Source organism: Aeromonas dhakensis (assembly GCF_002285935.1).
GTDB classification, from domain to species: domain Bacteria; phylum Pseudomonadota; class Gammaproteobacteria; order Enterobacterales; family Aeromonadaceae; genus Aeromonas; species Aeromonas dhakensis.
The window spans coordinates 2,574,486-2,596,000 of the sequence record NZ_CP023141.1; the positions used below are offsets into that span (position 1 = coordinate 2,574,486).

Here is a 21,515-nt window from a genome sequence, read left to right on the forward strand (position 1 = left end):
GATTGGCTCTTGTGGTTCCGTCCGCCTGAGGTGGCGAATCTCCAAACTAATGGGATTTTTCGGCAAGGTCAATTGGACATCCCGGCTGTTTTCATTATTACAATGTCATAACAAAATCTCGATGCGCGAGGATAAATGGGGTGGTAATTGGCTATTGCTCTGGTGTTTTTTATTTTTGCGAGATTAAATCCTGATGTGTCGGGTTTTGTTGGTTGACTCGGTGGGTGTGGGTGTTTGTAGTAAATTTACCAATTCACTGCCGGAGTGGCTGGTTGAGATCACATTACTGATGTGAATGTCTTGCATTTGCCAAATCCCCGTCTAAAGAAAAATTTTCATTATTCAACAGAATGTTAGCTAACAATTATGCCGCCATGCTGAAGGCTGGTCAGAAGGGGGATGGGTCTCGAAAGCGTCGAGAATGTCCGGTTAACTGATATTTATCCTGTTATTGGTGAATATTTATATGTTTTCTGACTCTCGTATCCCTTGATCCAGCGCAGCGCCCCGTACGGGCAAGCTCGTACAATGACGCTCCTTTACTGGAGGTGTCATGCAGTTACACGAACTCGTCAATACATTCGGCCAGGATCTCAAGCAGCGCCATGGCCAGAAGATCCACAAGCTTTCCATTCACGGCGCCTTCACCTGCCCCAATCGTGATGGCACTCTGGGGCGTGGTGGCTGCACCTTCTGCAATGTCTCCTCCTTTGCCGACGAATCGGCCCAGCAGCTCTCCGTGGTGCAGCAACTGCTGGCTCGTCGGGACGAAGTCACCCGCGCCAAGCGCTATCTCGCCTATTTTCAGGCCTATACCAGCACCTATGCCGAAGTGGAGTACCTGCAGCGCATGTATGAAGAGGCGTTGTCGGTGAGCGACATGGTGGGCTTGTGTGTGGGGACGCGCCCAGATTGCGTGCCGGATGCGGTGCTGGACCTGCTGGCTGGTTATCAGGCCTGGGGTTACGAGGTGTGGCTGGAACTGGGGCTGCAGAGCGCCAACGACAAGACGCTGCAGCGCATCAACCGGGGCCACGGCTACGCCGCCTATGTGGATGCGGTGACCCGGGCCCATCAGCGGGGCATCAAGGTGTGTGCCCACCTCATCGTAGGTTTGCCCGGTGAGGTGCCGATGGACAGCCTGGATACCCTGCACCGTATCGTGGATACCGGCGTGGAGGGGATCAAGCTTCACCCGCTGCACGTGGTGGAGGGCAGCACCCTCGGCAAGGCCTGGCTGGCGGGGAGGCTCGATGTCTTGAGTCTGGAGCAGTATGTCGAGGCGGCAGTCGCCATGATCCAGCACACCCCCCCCGAAGTGGTGTATCACCGCATCTCGGCTTCAGCGCGCCGGCCAACCCTGCTGGCCCCTGCCTGGTGCGAGAACCGCTGGACAGCGATGGCCGATATTGCTAGTGCGCTGGCCCGCACCGGTCCTCAGGGGCAGGCGTTGGGGCGCCCGTTTTCCCTTGTGGGCAATATTGATTAGGTCGTCAGATTTCATTAAAAAAACAGTGGGTTATTAGATGAAATTCAGTCTTTGCGGTATAGTTTCGGTAAAATTGTCTTGATATAGTACTTGGCTTGAAAAAGATATCATTATCAATAAGCTTGTATTATTTCCAATTTGGACGGGATATATCGGGCATGGCGCCACCCTGTGTCGCGATCAACAGCCTGACCTGCCGTCCCCGCTTTGGGCATAATGCCGTTCAGGTCTGTCGATGACATCCAGTGTCAGGTACCTGTGCTTTTAGTGTGTATCAGGCTGTAGCTCCTTTTTCGAGGGAGCGCTGTTCTTTATGTCACGGGCATGTCTGCGCCAACAACGCCCGTGAGGCTTGAATATCGGTATGGCGAGACAGCCGGCCCAATCATGCAGTGACAGGATGCTATGCAAGCAGAAACTAACCGTATTGACGAGTTGTTGGAGTGCCTGGTCTTTCTGACCCGCTTTTATGGGGTACCCAACAGCAAGGATGCTCTCACCACCGGCCTGCCACTGGTGTCCGGTCTGCTGACGCCCAATCTGTTCGGCCGTGCCGCCGAGCGGGGTGGCTTGTCCGCCCGGGAAGTCATCCAGTCTCTCGACGAGATCTCCCCCCTGTTGCTGCCCTGCGTGCTGCAGATGCGCAACGGCGGCGCCTGCATTCTATTGGAGTGGAACGAAGACAGAACCCAGGGCAAGGTGATCTTTCCTCAGGCGGGGGATGCGGCCCAGTGGCTGAGTGCATCTCAACTGGGTGATGAGTATCTGGGGCGACTGTTTTTTGTCAAAAAGCAGTTCAAGTTCGATGAGCGTTCACCCAAGGTGCTGGAGACCCGCGATGGTCACTGGTTCTGGAGCACCCTGCTCGAATCCCGCGGCATCTATCGGGATGTGCTGGTCGCCTCCATCCTCATCAACCTGTTTGCCGTCGCAAGCCCTCTGTTCACCATGAACGTCTACGACAAGATAGTGCCCAACCTGGCGTTTGATTCGCTCTGGGTGCTGGCGGTCGGCGCCATGGTGGTATTCACTTTTGACTTCGTGATGCGCCAACTGCGCAGTTACTTCATCGACATCGCCGGCAAAAAGTCCGATGTGCTGCTGTCTGCCAAGATCTTTGCCAAGGTGATGGGGATGCGGATGGAGTCGCGCCCTGCGTCGACCGGCGCCTTTGCCAAGCATCTGCAGGAGTTTGAATCGGTGCGGGAGTTTTTCACTTCCGCGACGGTATCTACCCTCATCGATCTGCCCTTTGCCATCTTCTTCCTGTTCATCATCTGGATCTTTGCCGGCGTCATGGTGGTAGTGCCCATCGTGGCCATGGTGATCCTCATCATTTACAGCTTCTATATCCAGGCGCCACTCAAGCAGTCCATTGAAGAGGGCTCACGGCTGGCTTCCCAGAAAAACGCCAACCTGATCGAGAGCATCTCGGGCCTCGAAACCGTGAAAATCTTTGGCGCCGAGAGCATGTTCCAGCACCGCTGGGAGCAGGCCGTGTCCCACATTTCGACCTGGGGCGTACAGACCCGCCGCATCACCAACTCCATGTCGTCGCTGGCCAGCTACATCCAGCAGGTGGTGACGGTGGCACTGGTGATTGTCGGGGTTTACCAGATCTCGGAAGGGCTGGTCACCATGGGGGGCATGATTGCCGCCGTCATGCTGTCGAGCCGCGCCATCGCGCCCATGGTACAGCTGTCGGTTCTCTCGACCCGCTACAACCAGGCCAAGTCCGCATTGGAAATCCTGGAGAAGATCATGATCACGCCGGGCGAGCAGGAGGAGGGCAAGCAGTACATCCACCATCCCGTGATCTCCGGTCGGATCGAGTTTGACAAGGTGTCGTTCAAGTATCCCGGGATGGAAACCAGCACCCTGCACAATATCAACCTGCGCATCGAGCCGGGTGAGAAGGTGGCCATCATTGGCCGGATCGGGGCGGGCAAGACGACTCTCGAGAAGATTTTGATGGGCCTCTATCGGCCCACCGACGGCTCGGTACGGCTCGATGGTTTTGAACTCGATCAGCTGCCGGCCTCGGTGATCCGCCGCAATATAGGCTGTGTGCCACAGGATGTGACCCTGTTTTTTGGCTCGGTACGCGACAACATCATGCTGGGCAATCCGCTGGTGGATGATGTGCGAGTCATGCGGGCTGCCAAGCGGGCCGGTGTGACCAACTTCACCAACCGGGATCCCAATGGGCTGGATAGACAGATAGGGGAAGGGGGTCGTCAGCTCTCCGGTGGCCAGCGTCAGGCCATCTTGCTGGCCCGGGCCTTGCTCAATGACCCCCCCATACTGGTGATGGACGAACCGACCTCCAACATGGATAACCAGTCGGAGATGCAGGTCAAGCATGAGCTGGCCAGACTTGGGCCGGAAACGACCCTGATCGTCATCACCCACAAAACCACCATGCTTGACGTAGCCTCACGGGTCATCGTGATCGAGCAGGGCCAGGTGGTGGCCGATGGTCCGAAGGAAATGGTGTTGCAACAGCTGAAAGAGGGCAAGGTGCGCGTACAGGAGGCCTCCAATGGCTAAGTTTGGCCTGTTCAAGAAGGCGCCTTCCGATACTGTGCTGCCGGCTCCGGAACACCTTGAGTTTGTGGATGACGGTGCGGCCGCCGTCTTGCTGAGTACACCGACCCGGGCGCGTGCTCTGCTGTGGGCCTGTTTCCTGTTTTTCATGAGTGCCATCGTCTGGGCGGCCTGGGCCGAGCTCGATGAGGTGACCGTCGGCCAGGGCAAGGTAATCCCGTCGCGCCAGCTGCAGGTGATCCAGAACCTAGAGGGGGGGATCGTCAAGGAGATCTTCGTGAAGGAAGGGGACATCGTCGAGAAAGGGCAGCCACTGCTGCGCATCGATGATACCCGTTTCCGTTCCGACTTTCGGGAGCGCGAGCAGGAGCTGGTGACCCTCAAGGGGGACATCGCCAGATTGCGGGCGGAGATCCAGAGCGTGGTGGTCAAGACCGGCCCCAATCTGGGTTGGCGTGAACAGGTGGTGGTTGAAAAGCAGCCCATCGTTTTTCCGGACGGTTATGAGAACGTGTTTGCCGAATATGCGACACGGGAAAAGTCGGTGCAGAATGAGCGCCTCAACAACCTGAGCAACCAGCTCTATATTCTGGGTCAGCAGATCGAGCAGAAAGAGCAGGAGACCATAGAGCTCAATGCCAAGATAAGGACGGTGGCACGCAGTGTGGATCTGGCGCGCCAGGAGCTCAATATCAGCCGTCCCCTGGCCAAAGAGGGGATCGTGCCCCAGGTTGAGTTGATCAAGCTGGAGCGCCAGGTCAACGAGATGCAGGGGGAGCTTGAGAGCAATAGGCTGCTGATCCCCAAGCTTGACTCCGTATTGCGGGAAACCATTTCCAAGCGCAACGATATTGCGCTGAAGTTTCGGGCCGATTCGCAAACCGAACTCAACGAGCGGCAGGGCAAACTGAGCCAGTTGTCCGAGGGGCAGGTAGGATTGCGTGACCGGGTGGATCGCACCAGCGTCATCGCCCCGCTCAAAGGCACTATCAAGAAGCTCAAGATCAATACCCTGGGTGGCGTCGTCCAGCCCGGCATGGATCTGATGGAGATAGTACCGCTGGAAGACACCCTGCTGGTCGAAGCCAAAGTGTCGCCGAAAGATATCGCATTCCTGCGACCGGGGCTGGAAGCCGTGGTCAAGATCACTGCCTATGACTTCACCATTTATGGTGGATTGCATGGCAAGGTTGAGCAGATAAGTGCCGACTCAATTCAGGATGAAGATGGCAATTCCTTCTACCTGGTTCGAGTGCGCACCGAGAAGAGTTACTTGGGCGATGAGCTTAACGCACTTCCCATCATCCCCGGTATGTTAGCCAGTACAGATATTATTACTGGTAAAAAAAGTGTCCTAGACTATTTGCTTAAGCCGATATTACGGGCAAAGCAGTCGGCACTGAGAGAACGATAAGCCAACAATCTAAAAACAACATGACTGGAGATACCATGAAGAAGACGATTGTTGCCATGTTAGTAAGTGGCGCCGTGCTGTTCCCGGGCCTAAGCCAGGCACAAACACTGGAGGAGTCAGTGGCACAGTCATTGGCTACCCATCCCAAAATCAAGGAAGCTTTTGATCTCTATCAGGCGCGACTGTATCAGCATGATGGGGCCAAAGGGGGTTACTACCCCACCATCGATCTGCGTGGCGGTGTCGGCTACGAGAAGACTGACAGCCCGACCACCCGTGCGGCCGGCGCAAACTCGACCACCATCGATGACTCCATGACCCGTAAAGAAGCCGGTATCAGCCTGCGCCAGATGTTGTTCGACGGCTTCAACGTCAGCAGCAACGTGGCTCGTACCGATGCCGAAGCCAATGCCCAGCGCCTGGCCATGATCTCCGAGGCGGAGAACACGGCACTGCGGGTGGCCGAGGTCTACCTCAACATGCTGCGCCAGCAGGAGATCCTGGAGCTGTCCAAGCAGAACCTGGAAACCCACGAACAGATCCGCAGCGACATCAGCAAGCGGACCGATTCGGGGTTGGGTTCAACCGCTGACCAGACCCAGATCGATGGTCGGGTAGCCAGAGCCTATGCCAACCAGGCTGCCGCCGAGAACAACTATCGCGATGCCGAAAGTGAGTTCATCCGGGTGGTCAACGAGATGCCAAAAGATTTGGTACAGCCGGTTCCGGATGCTCAGCTCATTCCTAGCAGCCTGGATGCTGCACTGAAGACGGCAACCGAAGTTCACCCGACGCTGCTCTCCTCCCTGCAGGATATCGAAGCCGCCAAGTACCAGCATGAGGGTTCCAAATCCGGTTTTTATCCCAACGTCACCTTTGAAGTGGATCAAAACTGGAACGAGGATATCGATGCCGTCAAGGGGCGCAACGATGACCTGACCGCCATGGTTCGGATGCGCTACAACTTGTTCCGCGGTGGTTCCGATCTGGCCCAGAGCAAGGCCACTTCCGCACTCTATTCCCAGGCCAAGGATATTCACATGAATGCCTTCCGTCAGGTAGAGGAAGGAACCCGCCTGGCCTGGAATGCAAAAGAGTCTTTGGCTAAACAGAAGACCTTCCTGAAAGAACACGTGGATGCAAGCTATGACACTGTGCAGGCGTACAAGAAGCAGTTTGGTCTCGGTCAACGTACCTTGTTGGACGTATTGAACACCGAAAACGAACTGTTTGAAGCGCGCCGCAGCTACATTACAGCCGAGTATGACTCCCTGTTTGCGGATTATCGGATCCTCAATGCCACTGGCAGCCTGCTCAACGCATTCAATGTGAAGCAGCCGGCCGATTGGCAAGCCAAACAGTAATGGAGTGCGCATCAGGTTTGATGCGAGTGAAAGGGATGGTTGCAGCCGGGCTGCCGCCATCCCTTGTCTCTGACGGCCATCTCTGGCCAATGCAGTGAGTACCATTGGATCTGTCGAAGATGCATGTGACCGGATGGGATAGAGCAAGCAGTATCGGCATGGCGTCAACCTCCGGTTTGACCCAGCTGCTGCGCGCTCGCTGGTCACTTTGGCTGCTGCTGATATCTCTGCCGTTACTGCTCTCCGCCAGCCAGCCTCTTACCCCTGAAGATCTCAAACTGGTACAACGGGCTCAGGAGACCTACGGCGTCAGAGCCGGCAAACGGGTTACCACCTGGCGCACACTGGTAATGCAAAACCGCGCTGCCGGCCTGACCGACCGTCAGAAACTGGAGAAGGTTAACCAGTTTTTCAACCAGATGCGGTTTATCGACGACATCAAGTTGTGGCGAAAAAAAGACTACTGGGCAACCCCGCTGGAGTTTTTGGGAGCGGCTGGTGGCGATTGTGAAGACTTCAGCATTTCAAAATACTTTACCCTGCTGGAGCTGGGTGTTCCGGATGAAAAGATGCGGATGGTCTATGTCAAGGCATTGGATTACAACCAGTTTCATATGGTCGTCGCTTACTATGAAACACCGTCTGCGGTGCCCGTCATTTTGGATAATTTGATAGGGTCGATCCGGCCTGCCAGTCAACGTAGGGATCTGGTGCCGATATACAGCTTTAACGGTAGTCACTTGTGGTTGATGAAGGCGCGTGGTCAAGGGGAACTGGCTGGACAGTCCTCTCGCCTGGGATTATGGAATGATTTACGCAATCGCATGACGTCGGGGCGATTGGCTCAGCCTGTGTTGAATTTGGATGATTAACCTATGACGCTCTACAGACAATTATTGGCAACCATGTTGATCCTGTTCGGGTTGTTGTTTGCAGCTACCTATTGGGTGCAATTCAACTCGACTCGAACCTATCTGGCCCAACAGCAGGAAACCACCGTCATCAATACAGCCACGTCTCTGGGGCTGGCACTGACCCCTTATTTGGAAAATGGTGACAAGGTGGGGGCTGAGTCCGTCATTCAGGCGATATTTGACGGGGGATATTATCGTCTGGTCCGTCTGGACTTGCTGGCTTCCAAGGATGTCATCGAGCAGGAAAATACCAATAACATTCAAGGTGTTCCCCAATGGTTCATCAATCTTGGGTTGTTTCCCGAGGTATCCAATGAGTCGATCCTGACGTCGGGCTGGCTGCAACTGGGTAAATTGAAGGTCGTTGGCCATCCCGGCCAGGCCTATTACGAGTTGTGGCGCGGAATGAGTGAGCTTGCCAGCTGGTTCCTGATAGGTTTTCTGATCACCACCATCTTGCTCATGCGGGCACTCAACTACCTGCTCAAGCCGCTCAAGCAGATTTGTGAGCAGGCCGTCGAGATAGAGCTGCATCACTTTGGTCATGCCATTCCCGAACCCAAGACCCATGAATTGAAACAGGTGGTTCAGGCCATCAACACCCTCTCCAGCAAGTTGGCCGTGCAATTCAAAGAGCAGGCCGACGAGGCTGAAAAACTGCGGGAGCGGGTCTACGTCGACGCCGTTTCCGGCTTGGGCAACCGGGCTTATTTCGTGGGTCAGGTCAACGCCTGGATTGCAGAGGCTGGTCAAGGGGGGGTCATGCTGGTTGCCGTCGACATGCTGGACGAGCTGTACCGCGAAGAGGGATTTGCTGCGCGTGACAACATGGTCAAATCGATAGCCCAGGCTTTGAAAGAACAATTGAAAGGGTGGGATGGCTCTGCTGTGGCGCGGATCTCGGCAACGGAATATGCCCTGTTGTGCCCGACAGATGACCTTTCCCAATTGAAGGATTTGGCTGAAGTGATCAACAGTCGCATCGCCGATCTGGTGGTAAATCCCATGGGTGAGGGGGGCGCCTTGTCCGTCATTGGTATTGCTGGCCGTGATGGCAACGATGATTTGTCGGCTCTGCTGACCAAGGCTGACAATGCGCTGGGCAGGGCCCGCAATGAACGTCGTGGTGCCGTGGTGATGGAAGGGGGCACAGATCAGGGGTTGATGGGACGCCTGGCCTGGCGTGATCTGGTTCAGGATGCGATTGCACGGCATTTGTGGCGTTTCAAGGCGCAGCCAGCCTGCCGATTTGATAATGGTCTGCGCATGCATGCAGAGCTGTTTGCCTCCATCTCTCGCGATGGTACCGATTATTTCGCAGGCCAGTTCCTGCCTGCCATCGAGCAGTTCAAGCTGGGCGGTGAGTTTGACCAGGCGATACTGGATGCGTCAGTTTCATTGTTGCAACAGCAACCAGACTTGGTCCTGGCGGTCAATATTACGGCCGGCTCGCTCTGTTCAGATGAATTCCGTACTTGGCTGACCGGTTATCTGAGCGACAATGCCGGATTGAAAGATCGCTTGCTGTTCGAGATCCCAGAAGCCGCCATCATGAAGCACAAGGAGCATGTGACAGCCCTGGTTCATGCTTTGCAAGAGCATGACTTTCAGTGGGGGGTGGATCATTATGGACGCCACTTCCAGTCACTGGGGTATCTGGAGGAGCTTGCGCCTTCCTATGTCAAGGTTGACCACGGCTATACCAGCCAGGTCATGGAGCCTGGGGCTGATACTTCCTTCTTGGCTGCGGTATGTCGTGCTGCCCACAATGCCGGCGTTACAACCATTGCGACCAGAGTGGAAGATCAACACCAGGTCGAGTTGCTCTCAAAGCTTCATATCGATGGTTACCAGGGCTTTGTACACCCGGCATTTCCGTTGCCGTGAGCATGACCAAGCATTTCAGGGGGCCCACAAGGGCCCCTTTTTTATTCGAAAAGTTAATAAGTCCGTCTATTCTTAGCTTAATTAGGCTAGATGGCCTCATTTGGCGTCTCGCAACTGATTGATTTGACGATATAAAAAAGAACATTCGATTTCGTACATTTTCTCTCCCCTGTTTTGACACGAATCCCATACATTTTTGCAACGGATGCAAGAAGCACGGACATCTATGGTGTAGACATCGAGATCCGTCACGTTGGAGCAATGGATATGCGTACCCAAATCATCGATAAAACCGTTGTGGTTTCTGCCGTTGAAGGCAATGTGCAAATCGTGCTGGCTGATGGAAGCAGCCGCCCTCTGCAAAAAGGAGAGATCCTGCAACCCGGGGCAAAGCTCAACATTGCAGATGATGCCAAATTGTTATTGGCGCCCTACGATGATTCACCGGCGGCTGCCACACCGGATGCTCCTGCCCATGATGCGCCTGCTACCGGCCAGCCACCGGCTCCGGATGCCGGAAATGCGGCCTCTCCTGATATAGCCGCCTTGCAAAAGTCGATTTTGCAAGGGGTTGACCCGACGCAAAACTTTGAAGCGTCAGCTGCGGGTGGTGCTCCGGCTGCAGGTGGCGGCGGTGGGATCGGTGGGGTTGCTGGAGCCAGCGGAAACGGCGGTTTTGTGACTATCGACAGGATTGGTGATGCCACTATCGCTGCCGCCGGGTTTGACACTACCTATCAGGCTGAGCCGGTGGTGGATACCCAGCAGATAGCGGAGCCCTTGCTGGTCAATGAGCTGACGGATCAGGGAGAGCAACTGACCGTTGCTGAAGACGGATCTCTGAGTGGTAATCTGCTGGATAACACGGTGAATACCGATGGGCCGCAGGCTGCGTCAGTACTGATCTTCACCTGGGGGGACAATGCCAATATAGCTGCCGGTACCAGTGTGACCATCGATGGGGTAGGCACGCTCATCGTCAATACGGATGGCAGCTTCACATTCACACCGGCCCCCAACTACGATGGCGCCGTTCCACCAGTCATATATACCGTGACTGATGGCACCGACACGGTGCAATCCACCTTGGAGTTGACGATCACCCCCATCAATGATCTCGCCGATGAGGGAGAGAGTGTGGTGGTGACGGAAGATGTAGCCGTATCGGGCAATTTGCTTGCCAACACCATCGACAATGATGGTCCGCAGGCGGCTTCCGTGTCTGGATTTAGTTGGGGTGGGGTTGCCAATGCCACCTTGGGTACACCTGTCAGCCTGGCAGGGATCGGTACTTTGCTGATCAATGCGGATGGTAGCTATCAGTTCACGCCGGCTCCCAATTATGATGGTCCCGTTCCCGCCGTCAGCTACACCGTCACCGATGGTGTAGATACCGTCCAATCCACTTTGACCATCACTATCACGCCGGTTGATGAACCGGTCGAACTGGCTGGTTTGCAGGTGGAAGGAGGAGAGCTGACGCTCAATGAAGCCTCTTTGGCAGATGGCAGTAATCCCAATGCAGCAGCCTTGACCCAGAGCGGTATTTTTACCTTCAGTGCGGCCGATGGTGTCCAGAGCTTGACCCTGGGTGGTGTTGCACTGATCACCAATGGACAAACAATCACTTCGTTCCCGCAAACCATCGCCAGCCCGTTGGGCAATCAGTTGACTGTTACCGGCATCAATTACAACCCTGCAACTGGAACGGGGAGCGTGAGTTACAGCTATACGCTGAACGACAGCGAGACACACACTCAACCAGCTAACGATGCATCACTGGTGGAGAGTTTCAATGTTGTGCTGGTCGATCCGGATGGTGACACGGCCAATGGCAGTCTGGATGTCGTCATTCTGGATGATGTTCCCAGCGTCACCCTGACTTCCAATACGGAAGGGCTGGGGACTGTCTCCGTCGACGAGAGCCTGGTCAGCCTGGGCGGGGTGGGCGGCGACGGGGTGGCCAGTGCCAGCCTGAGCGCGGCCGACGTGCAAGCCCAGTTCAACCCGGCCTTCGGGGCCGACGGGGCGGGCAGCATCGGCTACAGCCTGGCGCTGAGCGGCAGCAACGTGGCAAGCGGCCTCTATGCGGTGGATCCGCTGGCTGCCAACGGCCAGGGGGCGGCGATCCTGCTCAATCAGGTGGGCAACGTCATCACCGGCAGCGCCGGCGGGGTGGATTACTTCACCCTGACCATCAACCCGACCACCGGGGAAGTGACCCTGGCTCTGCTGGACAACGTCTGGCATGGCGACACCAGCAATGCAGATGACAGCGTGGCGCTGACCGTGGGGCAGGGCGTACTGACCCTGGTGCAGACCGTGACCGATGCCGATGGCGATCGTGCCAGTGCGGCGGTGGATCTGGGCGCCAACAGCGTGTTCCGCTTCGAGGATGATGGCCCGCGGGCCGGGCTGGCAGAAGAAGCGCCGAGCCTGGGGGCGACCGTGGACGAGAGCCTGGTCAGCCTGGGTGGGGTGGGCGGTGACGGGGTGGCCAGTGCCAGCCTGAGCGCGGCCGACGTGCAGGCCCAGTTCAACCCGGCCTTCGGGGCCGACGGGGCGGGCAGCATTGGCTACAGCCTGGCGCTGAGCGGCAGCGACGTGGCGAGCGGCCTCTATGCGGTGGATCCGCTGGCCGCCAACGGCCAGGGGGCGGCGATCCTGCTCAATCAGGTGGGCAACGTCATCACCGGCAGCGCCGGCGGGGTGGATTACTTCACCCTGACCATCAACCCGACCAGCGGGGAAGTGACCCTGGCTCTGCTGGACAACGTCTGGCATGGCGACACCAGCAATGCAGATGACAGCGTGGCGCTGACCGTGGGGCAGGGCGTGCTGACCCTGGTGCAGACCGTGACCGACGCCGATGGCGACCGCGCCAGTGCGGCGGTGGATCTGGGTGCCAACAGCGTGTTCCGCTTCGAGGATGACGGTCCACGGGCTGGCCTGGCAGAAGAAGCGCCGAGCCTGGGGGCGACCGTGGACGAGAGCCTGGTCAGCCTGGGCGGGGTGGGCGGCGACGGGGTGGCCAGTGCCAGCCTGAGCGCGGCCGACGTGCAGGCCCAGTTCAACCCGGCCTTCGGGGCCGACGGGGCGGGCAGCATTGGCTACAGCCTGGCGCTGAGCGGCAGCAACGTGGCGAGCGGCCTCTATGCGGTGGATCCGCTGGCCGCCAACGGCCAGGGGGCGGCGATCCTGCTCAATCAGGTGGGCAACGTCATCACCGGCAGCGCCGGCGGGGTGGATTACTTCACCCTGACCATCAACCCGACCAGCGGGGAAGTGACCCTGGCCCTGCTGGACAACGTCTGGCATGGCGACACCAGCAATGCAGATGACAGCGTGGCGCTGACCGTGGGGCAGGGCGTGCTGACCCTGGTGCAGACCGTGACCGACGCCGATGGCGATCGTGCCAGTGCGGCGGTGGATCTGGGTGCCAACAGCGTGTTCCGCTTCGAGGATGACGGTCCACGGGCTGGCCTGGCAGAAGAAGCGCCGAGCCTGGGGGCGACCGTGGACGAGAGCCTGGTCAGCCTGGGCGGGGTGGGCGGCGACGGGGTGGCCAGTGCCAGCCTGAGCGCGGCCGACGTGCAGGCCCAGTTCAACCCGGCCTTCGGGGCCGACGGGGCGGGCAGCATCGGCTACAGCCTGGCGCTGAGCGGCAGCAACGTGGCGAGCGGCCTCTATGCGGTGGATCCGCTGGCCGCCAACGGCCAGGGGGCGGCCATCCTGCTCAATCAGGTGGGCAACGTCATCACTGGCAGCGCCGGCGGGGTGGATTACTTCACCCTGACCATCAACCCGACCACCGGGGAAGTGACCCTGGCCCTGCTGGACAACGTCTGGCATGGCGACACCAGCAATGCAGATGACAGCGTGGCACTGACCGTGGGGCAGGGCGTACTGACCCTGGTGCAGACCGTGACCGACGCCGATGGCGACCGCGCCAGTGCGGCGGTGGATCTGGGCGCCAACAGCGTGTTCCGCTTCGAGGATGACGGCCCGCGGGCTGGCCTCGCAGAAGAAGCGCCGAGCCTGGGGGCGACCGTGGACGAGAGCCTGGTCAGCCTGGGCGGGGTGGGCGGCGACGGGGTGGCCAGTGCCAGCCTGAGCGCGGCCGACGTGCAGGCCCAGTTCAACCCGGCCTTCGGGGCCGACGGGGCGGGCAGCATCGGCTACAGCCTGGCGCTGAGTGGCAGCAACGTGGCGAGCGGCCTCTATGCGGTCGATCCGCTGGCCGCCAACGGCCAGGGGGCGGCGATCCTGCTCAATCAGGTGGGCAACGTCATCACCGGCAGCGCCGGCGGGGTGGATTACTTCACCCTGACCATCAACCCGACCAGCGGGGAAGTGACCCTGGCCCTGCTGGACAACGTCTGGCATGGCGACACCAGCAATGCAGATGACAGCGTGGCGCTGACCGTGGGGCAGGGCGTACTGACCCTGGTGCAGACCGTGACCGACGCCGATGGCGACCGCGCCAGTGCGGCGGTGGATCTGGGCGCCAACAGCGTGTTCCGCTTCGAGGATGACGGCCCGAGCGTGACCATCAATGCGGTGGCGGACGGTGGTATCACCCTGACCACCCAGGATGCGCAGACCATCGGTGCGGCCAGTGACACGGCGACCGGCAGCTTTGCGGCGGCGTTCCTGGCGGCGGCGGTGCCGAACTATGGAGCGGACGGTGCGGGCACTACCACGGTGAGCGGCTACAGCCTGAGCGTGACCGACAGCAACAGCGGGCTGACCAGCAACGGGCTGGCCATCACCCTGACCAAGGTGGGCAACGACATCGTGGGGTCGACCACGGACGGGGAGGTGTTCCGCATCAGCGTGGCGAGCAATGGCACGGTGACGCTGACGCAGTCGGCGGAGCTGGACCATCTGCCGGAGGACGTGGACAACAGCAACGACAACAACCTCATCAGCCTGGCCAATGGCAAGGTGCTGCTGAGTGCGACCGTGACGGTGGTGGATGGCGACAACGACACTGCGACCGGGACGGTGAGTGCGGACCTGGGCGGCAACATCAACTTTGAGGACGATGTGCCGAGCGTGACCATCAATGCGGTGGCGGACGGTGGCATCACCCTGACCACCCAGGATGCGCAGACCATCGGTGCGGCCAGTGACACGGCGACCGGCAGCTTTGCGGCGGCGTTCCTGGCGGCGGCGGTGCCGAACTATGGGGCGGACGGTGCGGGCACTACCACGGTGAGCGGCTACAGCCTGAGCGTGACCGACAGCAACAGCGGGCTGACCAGCAACGGGCTGGCCATCACCCTGACCAAGGTGGGCAACGACATAGTGGGGTCGACCACGGACGGGGAGGTGTTCCGCATCAGCGTGGCGAGCAATGGCACGGTGACGCTGACGCAGTCGGCGGAGCTGGACCATCTGCCGGAGGACGTGGACAACAGCAACGACAACAACCTCATCAGCCTGGCCAATGGCAAGGTGCTGCTGAGTGCGACCGTGACGGTGGTGGATGGCGACAACGACACTGCGACCGGGACGGTGAGTGCGGACCTGGGCGGCAACATCAACTTTGAGGACGATGTGCCGAGCGTGACCATCAATGCGGTGGCGGACGGTGGCATCACCCTGACCACCCAGGATGCGCAGACCATCGGTGCGGCCAGTGACACGGCGACCGGCAGCTTTGCGGCGGCGTTCCTGGCGGCGGCGGTGCCGAACTATGGAGCGGACGGTGCGGGCACTACCACGGTGAGCGGCTACAGCCTGAGCGTGACCGACAGCAACAGCGGGCTGACCAGCAACGGGCTGGCCATCACCCTGACCAAGGTGGGCAACGACATCGTGGGGTCGACCACGGACGGGGAGGTGTTCCGCATCAGCGTGGCGAGCAATGGCACGGTGACGCTGACGCAGTCGGCGGAGCTGGACCATCTGCCGGAGGACGTGGACAACAGCAACGACAACAACCTCATCAGCCTGGCCAATGGCAAGGTGCTGCTGAGTGCGACCGTGACGGTGGTGGATGGCGACAACGACACTGCGACCGGGACGGTGAGTGCGGACCTGGGCGGCAACATCAACTTTGAGGACGATGTGCCGAGCGTGACCATCAATGCGGTGGCGGACGGTGGCATCACCCTGACCACCCAGGATGCGCAGACCATCGGTGCGGCCAGTGACACGGCGACCGGCAGCTTTGCGGCGGCGTTCCTGGCGGCGGCGGTGCCGAACTATGGGGCGGACGGTGCGGGCACTACCACGGTGAGCGGCTACAGCCTGAGCGTGACCGACAGCAACAGCGGGCTGACCAGCAACGGGCTGGCCATCACCCTGACCAAGGTGGGCAACGACATAGTGGGGTCGACCACGGACGGGGAGGTGTTCCGCATCAGCGTGGCGAGCAATGGCACGGTGACGCTGACGCAGTCGGCGGAGCTGGACCATCTGCCGGAGGACGTGGACAACAGCAACGACAACAACCTCATCAGCCTGGCCAATGGCAAGGTGCTGCTGAGTGCGACCGTGACGGTGGTGGATGGCGACAACGACACTGCGACCGGGACGGTGAGTGCGGACCTGGGCGGCAACATCAACTTTGAGGACGATGTGCCGAGCGTGACCATCAATGCGGTGGCGGACGGTGGCATCACCCTGACCACCCAGGATGCGCAGACCATCGGTGCGGCCAGTGACACGGCGACCGGCAGCTTTGCGGCGGCGTTCCTGGCGGCGGCGGTGCCGAACTATGGGGCGGACGGTGCGGGCACTACCACGGTGAGCGGCTACAGCCTGAGCGTGACCGACAGCAACAGCGGGCTGACCAGCAACGGGCTGGCCATCACCCTGACCAAGGTGGGCAACGACATCGTGGGGTCGACCACGGACGGGGAGGTGTTCCGCATCAGCGTGGCGAGCAATGGCACGGTGACGCTGACGCAGTCGGCGGAGCTGGACCATCTGCCGGAGGACGTGGACAACAGCAACGACAACAACCTCATCAGCCTGGCCAATGGCAAGGTGCTGCTGAGTGCGACCGTGACGGTGGTGGATGGCGACAACGACACTGCGACCGGGACGGTGAGTGCGGACCTGGGCGGCAACATCAACTTTGAGGACGATGTGCCGAGCGTGACCATCAATGCGGTGGCGGACGGTGGCATCACCCTGACCACCCAGGATGCGCAGACCATCGGTGCGGCCAGTGACACGGCGACCGGCAGCTTTGCGGCGGCGTTCCTGGCGGCGGCGGTGCCGAACTATGGGGCGGACGGTGCGGGCACTACCACGGTGAGCGGCTACAGCCTGAGCGTGACCGACAGCAACAGCGGGCTGACCAGCAACGGGCTGGCCATCACCCTGACCAAGGTGGGCAACGACATCGTGGGGTCGACCACGGACGGGGAGGTGTTCCGCATCAGCGTGGCGAGCAATGGCACGGTGACGCTGACGCAGTCGGCGGAGCTGGACCATCTGCCGGAGGACGTGGACAACAGCAACGACAACAACCTCATCAGCCTGGCCAATGGCAAGGTGCTGCTGAGTGCGACCGTGACGGTGGTGGATGGCGACAACGACACTGCGACCGGGACGGTGAGTGCGGACCTGGGCGGCAACATCAACTTTGAGGACGATGTGCCGAGCGTGACCATCAATGCGGTGGCGGACGGTGGCATCACCCTGACCACCCAGGATGCGCAGACCATCGGTGCGGCCAGTGACACGGCGACCGGCAGCTTTGCGGCGGCGTTCCTGGCGGCGGCGGTGCCGAACTATGGAGCGGACGGTGCGGGCACTACCACGGTGAGCGGCTACAGCCTGAGCGTGACCGACAGCAACAGCGGGCTGACCAGCAACGGGCTGGCCATCACCCTGACCAAGGTGGGCAACGACATCGTGGGGTCGACCACGGACGGGGAGGTGTTCCGCATCAGCGTGGCGAGCAATGGCACGGTGACGCTGACGCAGTCGGCGGAGCTGGACCATCTGCCGGAGGACGTGGACAACAGCAACGACAACAACCTCATCAGCCTGGCCAATGGCAAGGTGCTGCTGAGTGCGACCGTGACGGTGGTGGATGGCGACAACGACACTGCGACCGGGACGGTGAGTGCGGACCTGGGCGGCAACATCAACTTTGAGGACGATGTGCCGAGCGTGACCATCAATGCGGTGGCGGACGGTGGCATCACCCTGACCACCCAGGATGCGCAGACCATCGGTGCGGCCAGTGACACGGCGACCGGCAGCTTTGCGGCGGCGTTCCTGGCGGCGGCGGTGCCGAACTATGGGGCGGACGGTGCGGGCACTACCACGGTGAGCGGCTACAGCCTGAGCGTGACCGACAGCAACAGCGGGCTGACCAGCAACGGGCTGGCCATCACCCTGACCAAGGTGGGCAACGACATAGTGGGGTCGACCACGGACGGGGAGGTGTTCCGCATCAGCGTGGCGAGCAATGGCACGGTGACGCTGACGCAGTCGGCGGAGCTGGACCATCTGCCGGAGGACGTGGACAACAGCAACGACAACAACCTCATCAGCCTGGCCAATGGCAAGGTGCTGCTGAGTGCGACCGTGACGGTGGTGGATGGCGACAACGACACTGCGACCGGGACGGTGAGTGCGGACCTGGGCGGCAACATCAACTTTGAGGACGATGTGCCGACAGCCAAGGACAACAGCATCGTCATTACCGAGGCTGGGTTGCCGCCTTTCAACCTCGTGATGGTGATCGATACCTCGGGCAGCATGTTGTGGCAGATAGGTACGACGTCAAATGGCTCGCCAAACCGTCTGGAACTGGCCAAGGATGCCCTGAACCACATGATCGACTCGTATGTGGCGCTGGGGGTTCCATTGGTCATTACGGTTATTGATTTTGCCAGTGGTGCAGTCCTGATCCCGCAAACCAGTGATCCTGATGTGGCCAAGGCCAGCATTTCCGGTTTGCCGACGGATGGCGGTGGTACCAACTACAACGCCCCCCTGGTACTGGCACAGAATCAACTGACAACGGATTTGGCAAACCCAGCCTTGGCCGGGTATGAAACCAAGGTCTATTTCCTGTCGGATGGCGCGCCCAATGAAGGCAATGTCCCCGCTGGCTGGACCAGCTTTGTGAACAACAACAACGTCGAAGTTTACGCCGTTGGTCTGAACGTGAGCGGCAATGCCTCGGCGATCGCCCAGCTGGGACTGGTGGAAGACAACGGAGATGCGGTGACGCTGGTCAACAATATCTATGACCTGGATGCCACTTTGCAGGCGACTGTGCCGCCTCCTGCCACTGGCAATGTGATCACGGATGTGGATGCGACTGCCGGCGTGGACAGTGCAGGCGCGGATGCACCCGCAACCGTGTTCCAGGTCAGCTTCACCGTCAGCAATCCGGCTGCGTATGTGGGGGTTGCCGACAGCATCACTGGGAATGTTGTGACCTTCCTGGTGCAAGGAGGAACAACGGGTCCCATGACTACGCCTCTGGGTGGCCAGTTGGTGGTCAATGCCGACGGCTCCTACTCCTACACACCGCCCAATGATGTAGCAGTGGATACGTTGGAGACCTTTACCTACACCATAGTGGATGCCGATGGCGATACCTCCAGTGCCTTGCTGAAGATACTGGTGCTGGATACCACGCCGATCACGGCCTCCGTATTCGAGGATGGCTTGCCCACCGGCCTGCCCGGCAACGACCCGTCCCTGACTACAGTGGGCGGCTCACTGGCCCATATGGTGATTGACAGTGCTGGCGTCAGTTTCGGTGTTGGCAGCACAGCCGGCTTGCCGGCGTTGACCTCAGGCGGTGTGCCGATCACCTACAGCATCGTCCATGGTGTCGGGGTGGATACCCTGGTGGCCATGGCCGGCAGCAAACCGATCTTTACGCTGGCGGTGGAGGCGGATGGTGATTACACCTTCACCCTGCAGGGGCCGATAGATCATGCTCAGGCTGATGGCAATGATCTGGAACTGAAGGCGTTGAACCTCTCCAGTGCGATCACTGCCCATGAAGGACCGGACAATGTGACTCTGGTGCGGGATTTCATCGTGCAAGTTGAAGATGATGTGCCTCTTGTCATGACGCCCGCAATGGGAGTCATGCTGAACCAGTCCGGGCTTACTGAGACCTTCCTGCTGGATGGCGATGGCTCGTTGTTGAACAACTACGGGGCTGATGGTGGTTCGATCCGCTTTGACAGCAGTCTGAATGGCAGCAGTGGCCTGACCTCGGGTGGCTTGCCCATCACCTATGCCTTGTCGTCGGATGGTATCACCCTGACCGCTACAACGGCGGCCGGCACCGTGTTCATTGCCACCCTGCAACCTGCATCCGGAACCTATCAGATCCAGATGATTGGCGAAGTGGACGGCGGGCAAACCACCATCGACTTCAACGGCGGGGGTTACGACTTCGTGGGCGGCAATGCGTCCTGGGCCGGTTTTAATACGGCAGCGAATGACAACAGCAAGGATCTGCTGCTGACGGCGATGACCAATGGTGTGGATGGCGGTACCGTCAACACCTCTGCCAACACGGGGGGGATCAGTAGCGGTTCATCCGTCGGGTCGGGTGAGGCGATGCGGATCGATTTTGTCATCGATCTGACCGGCAACCCGGTCAGTGGTGGCTCCTACGGCGTCCTGACGAACCAGACCCATGCCTTTGAGGCTCACTACGATGTAAATGGTGCCTCCGCCATGTTTACGGCGATCAATAGCAGCTCCAGTGTAAAACTGGTAGCCCGTCAGGATGTGGACAATGACAACGATATTGGCGATGGCAACAAGGAGTCGCTGACCGCCGTGGCAATCAGCTACAACGGTTCAACCAGGATCGTCAGTATCGGAGCCGGAATGTCCCAGGTTGTCTCGGTGGGAGGCCACAGCTTCACTGTCAACTTTACCGATGATGATCCGACCGCTGGCGTGGCTTATGTCGCGACAGTTGCCGGGGTGATCTCCGATACCAAACTGGCGGCGTATACCGCGGATGGTTACAACAGCCTGGAGTTCCACTATGCCGCAGGGAGCACCTTCAAGATTGGCGACTTTGGCTCCAGCGTGGCGACCCCGGGTATTCCGGTCAACTTGCAGTTGCCGATCACACTGACGGATGGCGATGGCGATGCCGTTCACAGCAACATCGGTCTGAGCCTGCTGCCGGATGCCCCCTTTACCGTGGACTACGAAGACTCCGCCAGCGCGGTGAATGTGACCCTGACCAGTACGCAAGGGCACGCCATCGGGTCCGACTTTGGAGACAGCATCACGGGCAACAGCCTGGACAACATCCTGTCGGGTGGTGATGGTGATGATCTGCTGTACGGGATGGGAGGCAAAGACACTCTGGTTGGCGGGTCGGGCAATGATGTGCTGGATGGTGGCAGCGGCAATGATACCCTTTATGGGGAATCCGGCAATGACACCCTGATCGGCGGAATTGGCAACGACATATTGCAAGGAGGAGATGGCAACGATCTGTTGATCGGTGGTCTGGGCAGCGACACCATGACTGGGGGCGCTGGCAGCGATACCTTCAAGTGGATTGCTGGCGATGCGGATGGCAGTACCGACACCATTACCGACTTCACGCTGGGCAACCCGTCCAACGGGGGGGATGTGCTGGATCTGTCGGATCTGCTGGTCGGTGTTCCCTCGGGGTTCAACAACAATGATCTGGCCACGGTGCTCAACAACTATCTGCAGTTCGACACCACGACCAACAAGCTGACCATAGACACGAACGGATCGGCGAGTGGTGGCTCTCAATTGACCGTCCAGTTCCAGGGCAACCTGGATCTGGATCAAAACGGAGGGCTCACAACCAACCACGACATCATCAAGCAGCTGCTGGATGACGGCAACCTCAAGGTTGATCCGTAACCAGTGAACGGGGCCGGGCCATGCCTGGCCCC

At 59.5% G+C, this 21,515-nt stretch carries 7 protein-coding genes and 1 pseudogene; all 8 read left to right on the plus strand.

Annotated elements, in window-relative coordinates; genetic code table 11:
- The first annotated feature begins 553 nt into the window (after positions 1–553).
- The 8 genes and pseudogenes from mnmL (at position 554) to CK627_RS23055 (ending at position 21,483) form a co-directional block, all read left to right on the plus strand.
- A complete protein-coding gene (mnmL, locus tag CK627_RS12310) occupies positions 554–1,489 on the plus strand; it encodes a tRNA modification radical SAM protein MnmL/YtqA (protein ID WP_095592470.1) in 936 nt (311 codons plus the stop codon).
- Between the two features lie 405 nt (positions 1,490–1,894).
- Positions 1,895–4,039: a type I secretion system permease/ATPase gene (locus CK627_RS12315; RefSeq protein WP_010633572.1), complete on the plus strand. Its 2,145-nt coding sequence runs from the start codon at positions 1,895–1,897 to the stop codon at positions 4,037–4,039.
- The gene (locus CK627_RS12320; RefSeq protein ID WP_095592471.1) at positions 4,032–5,450 is read left to right on the plus strand and encodes an HlyD family type I secretion periplasmic adaptor subunit; all 1,419 of its coding nucleotides are present in this window, start codon (positions 4,032–4,034) and stop codon (positions 5,448–5,450) included. The genes CK627_RS12315 and CK627_RS12320 overlap by 8 nt, the downstream gene beginning before the upstream one ends.
- Before the next feature lie 35 nt (positions 5,451–5,485).
- The gene (locus tag CK627_RS12325; protein ID WP_017766672.1) at positions 5,486–6,814 is read left to right on the plus strand and encodes a TolC family outer membrane protein; all 1,329 of its coding nucleotides are present in this window, start codon (positions 5,486–5,488) and stop codon (positions 6,812–6,814) included.
- A gap of 158 nt (positions 6,815–6,972) precedes the next feature.
- Positions 6,973–7,686: a transglutaminase-like cysteine peptidase gene (locus CK627_RS12330; RefSeq protein WP_167385423.1), complete on the plus strand. Its 714-nt coding sequence runs from the start codon at positions 6,973–6,975 to the stop codon at positions 7,684–7,686.
- 3 nt (positions 7,687–7,689) lie between these two features.
- The gene (locus CK627_RS12335; protein ID WP_095592472.1) at positions 7,690–9,615 is read left to right on the plus strand and encodes a bifunctional diguanylate cyclase/phosphodiesterase; all 1,926 of its coding nucleotides are present in this window, start codon (positions 7,690–7,692) and stop codon (positions 9,613–9,615) included.
- Between the two features lie 267 nt (positions 9,616–9,882).
- Positions 9,883–10,293: pseudogene (locus tag CK627_RS23050) on the plus strand (retention module-containing protein); the annotation flags it as partial.
- A complete protein-coding gene (locus CK627_RS23055) occupies positions 10,294–21,483 on the plus strand; it encodes a beta strand repeat-containing protein (RefSeq protein WP_254425367.1) in 11,190 nt (3,729 codons plus the stop codon).
- Positions 21,484–21,515: the final 32 nt, after the last annotated feature.

Bases quoted from the DNA above. Each gene is read 5' to 3' on its own strand.
- mnmL (WP_095592470.1), top strand. From the start codon at position 554: ATGCAGTTACACGAACTCGTCAATACATTCGGCCAGGATCTCAAGCAG.
- CK627_RS12315 (WP_010633572.1), top strand. From the start codon at position 1,895: ATGCAAGCAGAAACTAACCGTATTGACGAGTTGTTGGAGTGCCTGGTC.
- CK627_RS12320 (WP_095592471.1), top strand. From the start codon at position 4,032: ATGGCTAAGTTTGGCCTGTTCAAGAAGGCGCCTTCCGATACTGTGCTG.
- CK627_RS12325 (WP_017766672.1), top strand. From the start codon at position 5,486: ATGAAGAAGACGATTGTTGCCATGTTAGTAAGTGGCGCCGTGCTGTTC.
- CK627_RS12330 (WP_167385423.1), top strand. From the start codon at position 6,973: ATGGCGTCAACCTCCGGTTTGACCCAGCTGCTGCGCGCTCGCTGGTCA.
- CK627_RS12335 (WP_095592472.1), top strand. From the start codon at position 7,690: ATGACGCTCTACAGACAATTATTGGCAACCATGTTGATCCTGTTCGGG.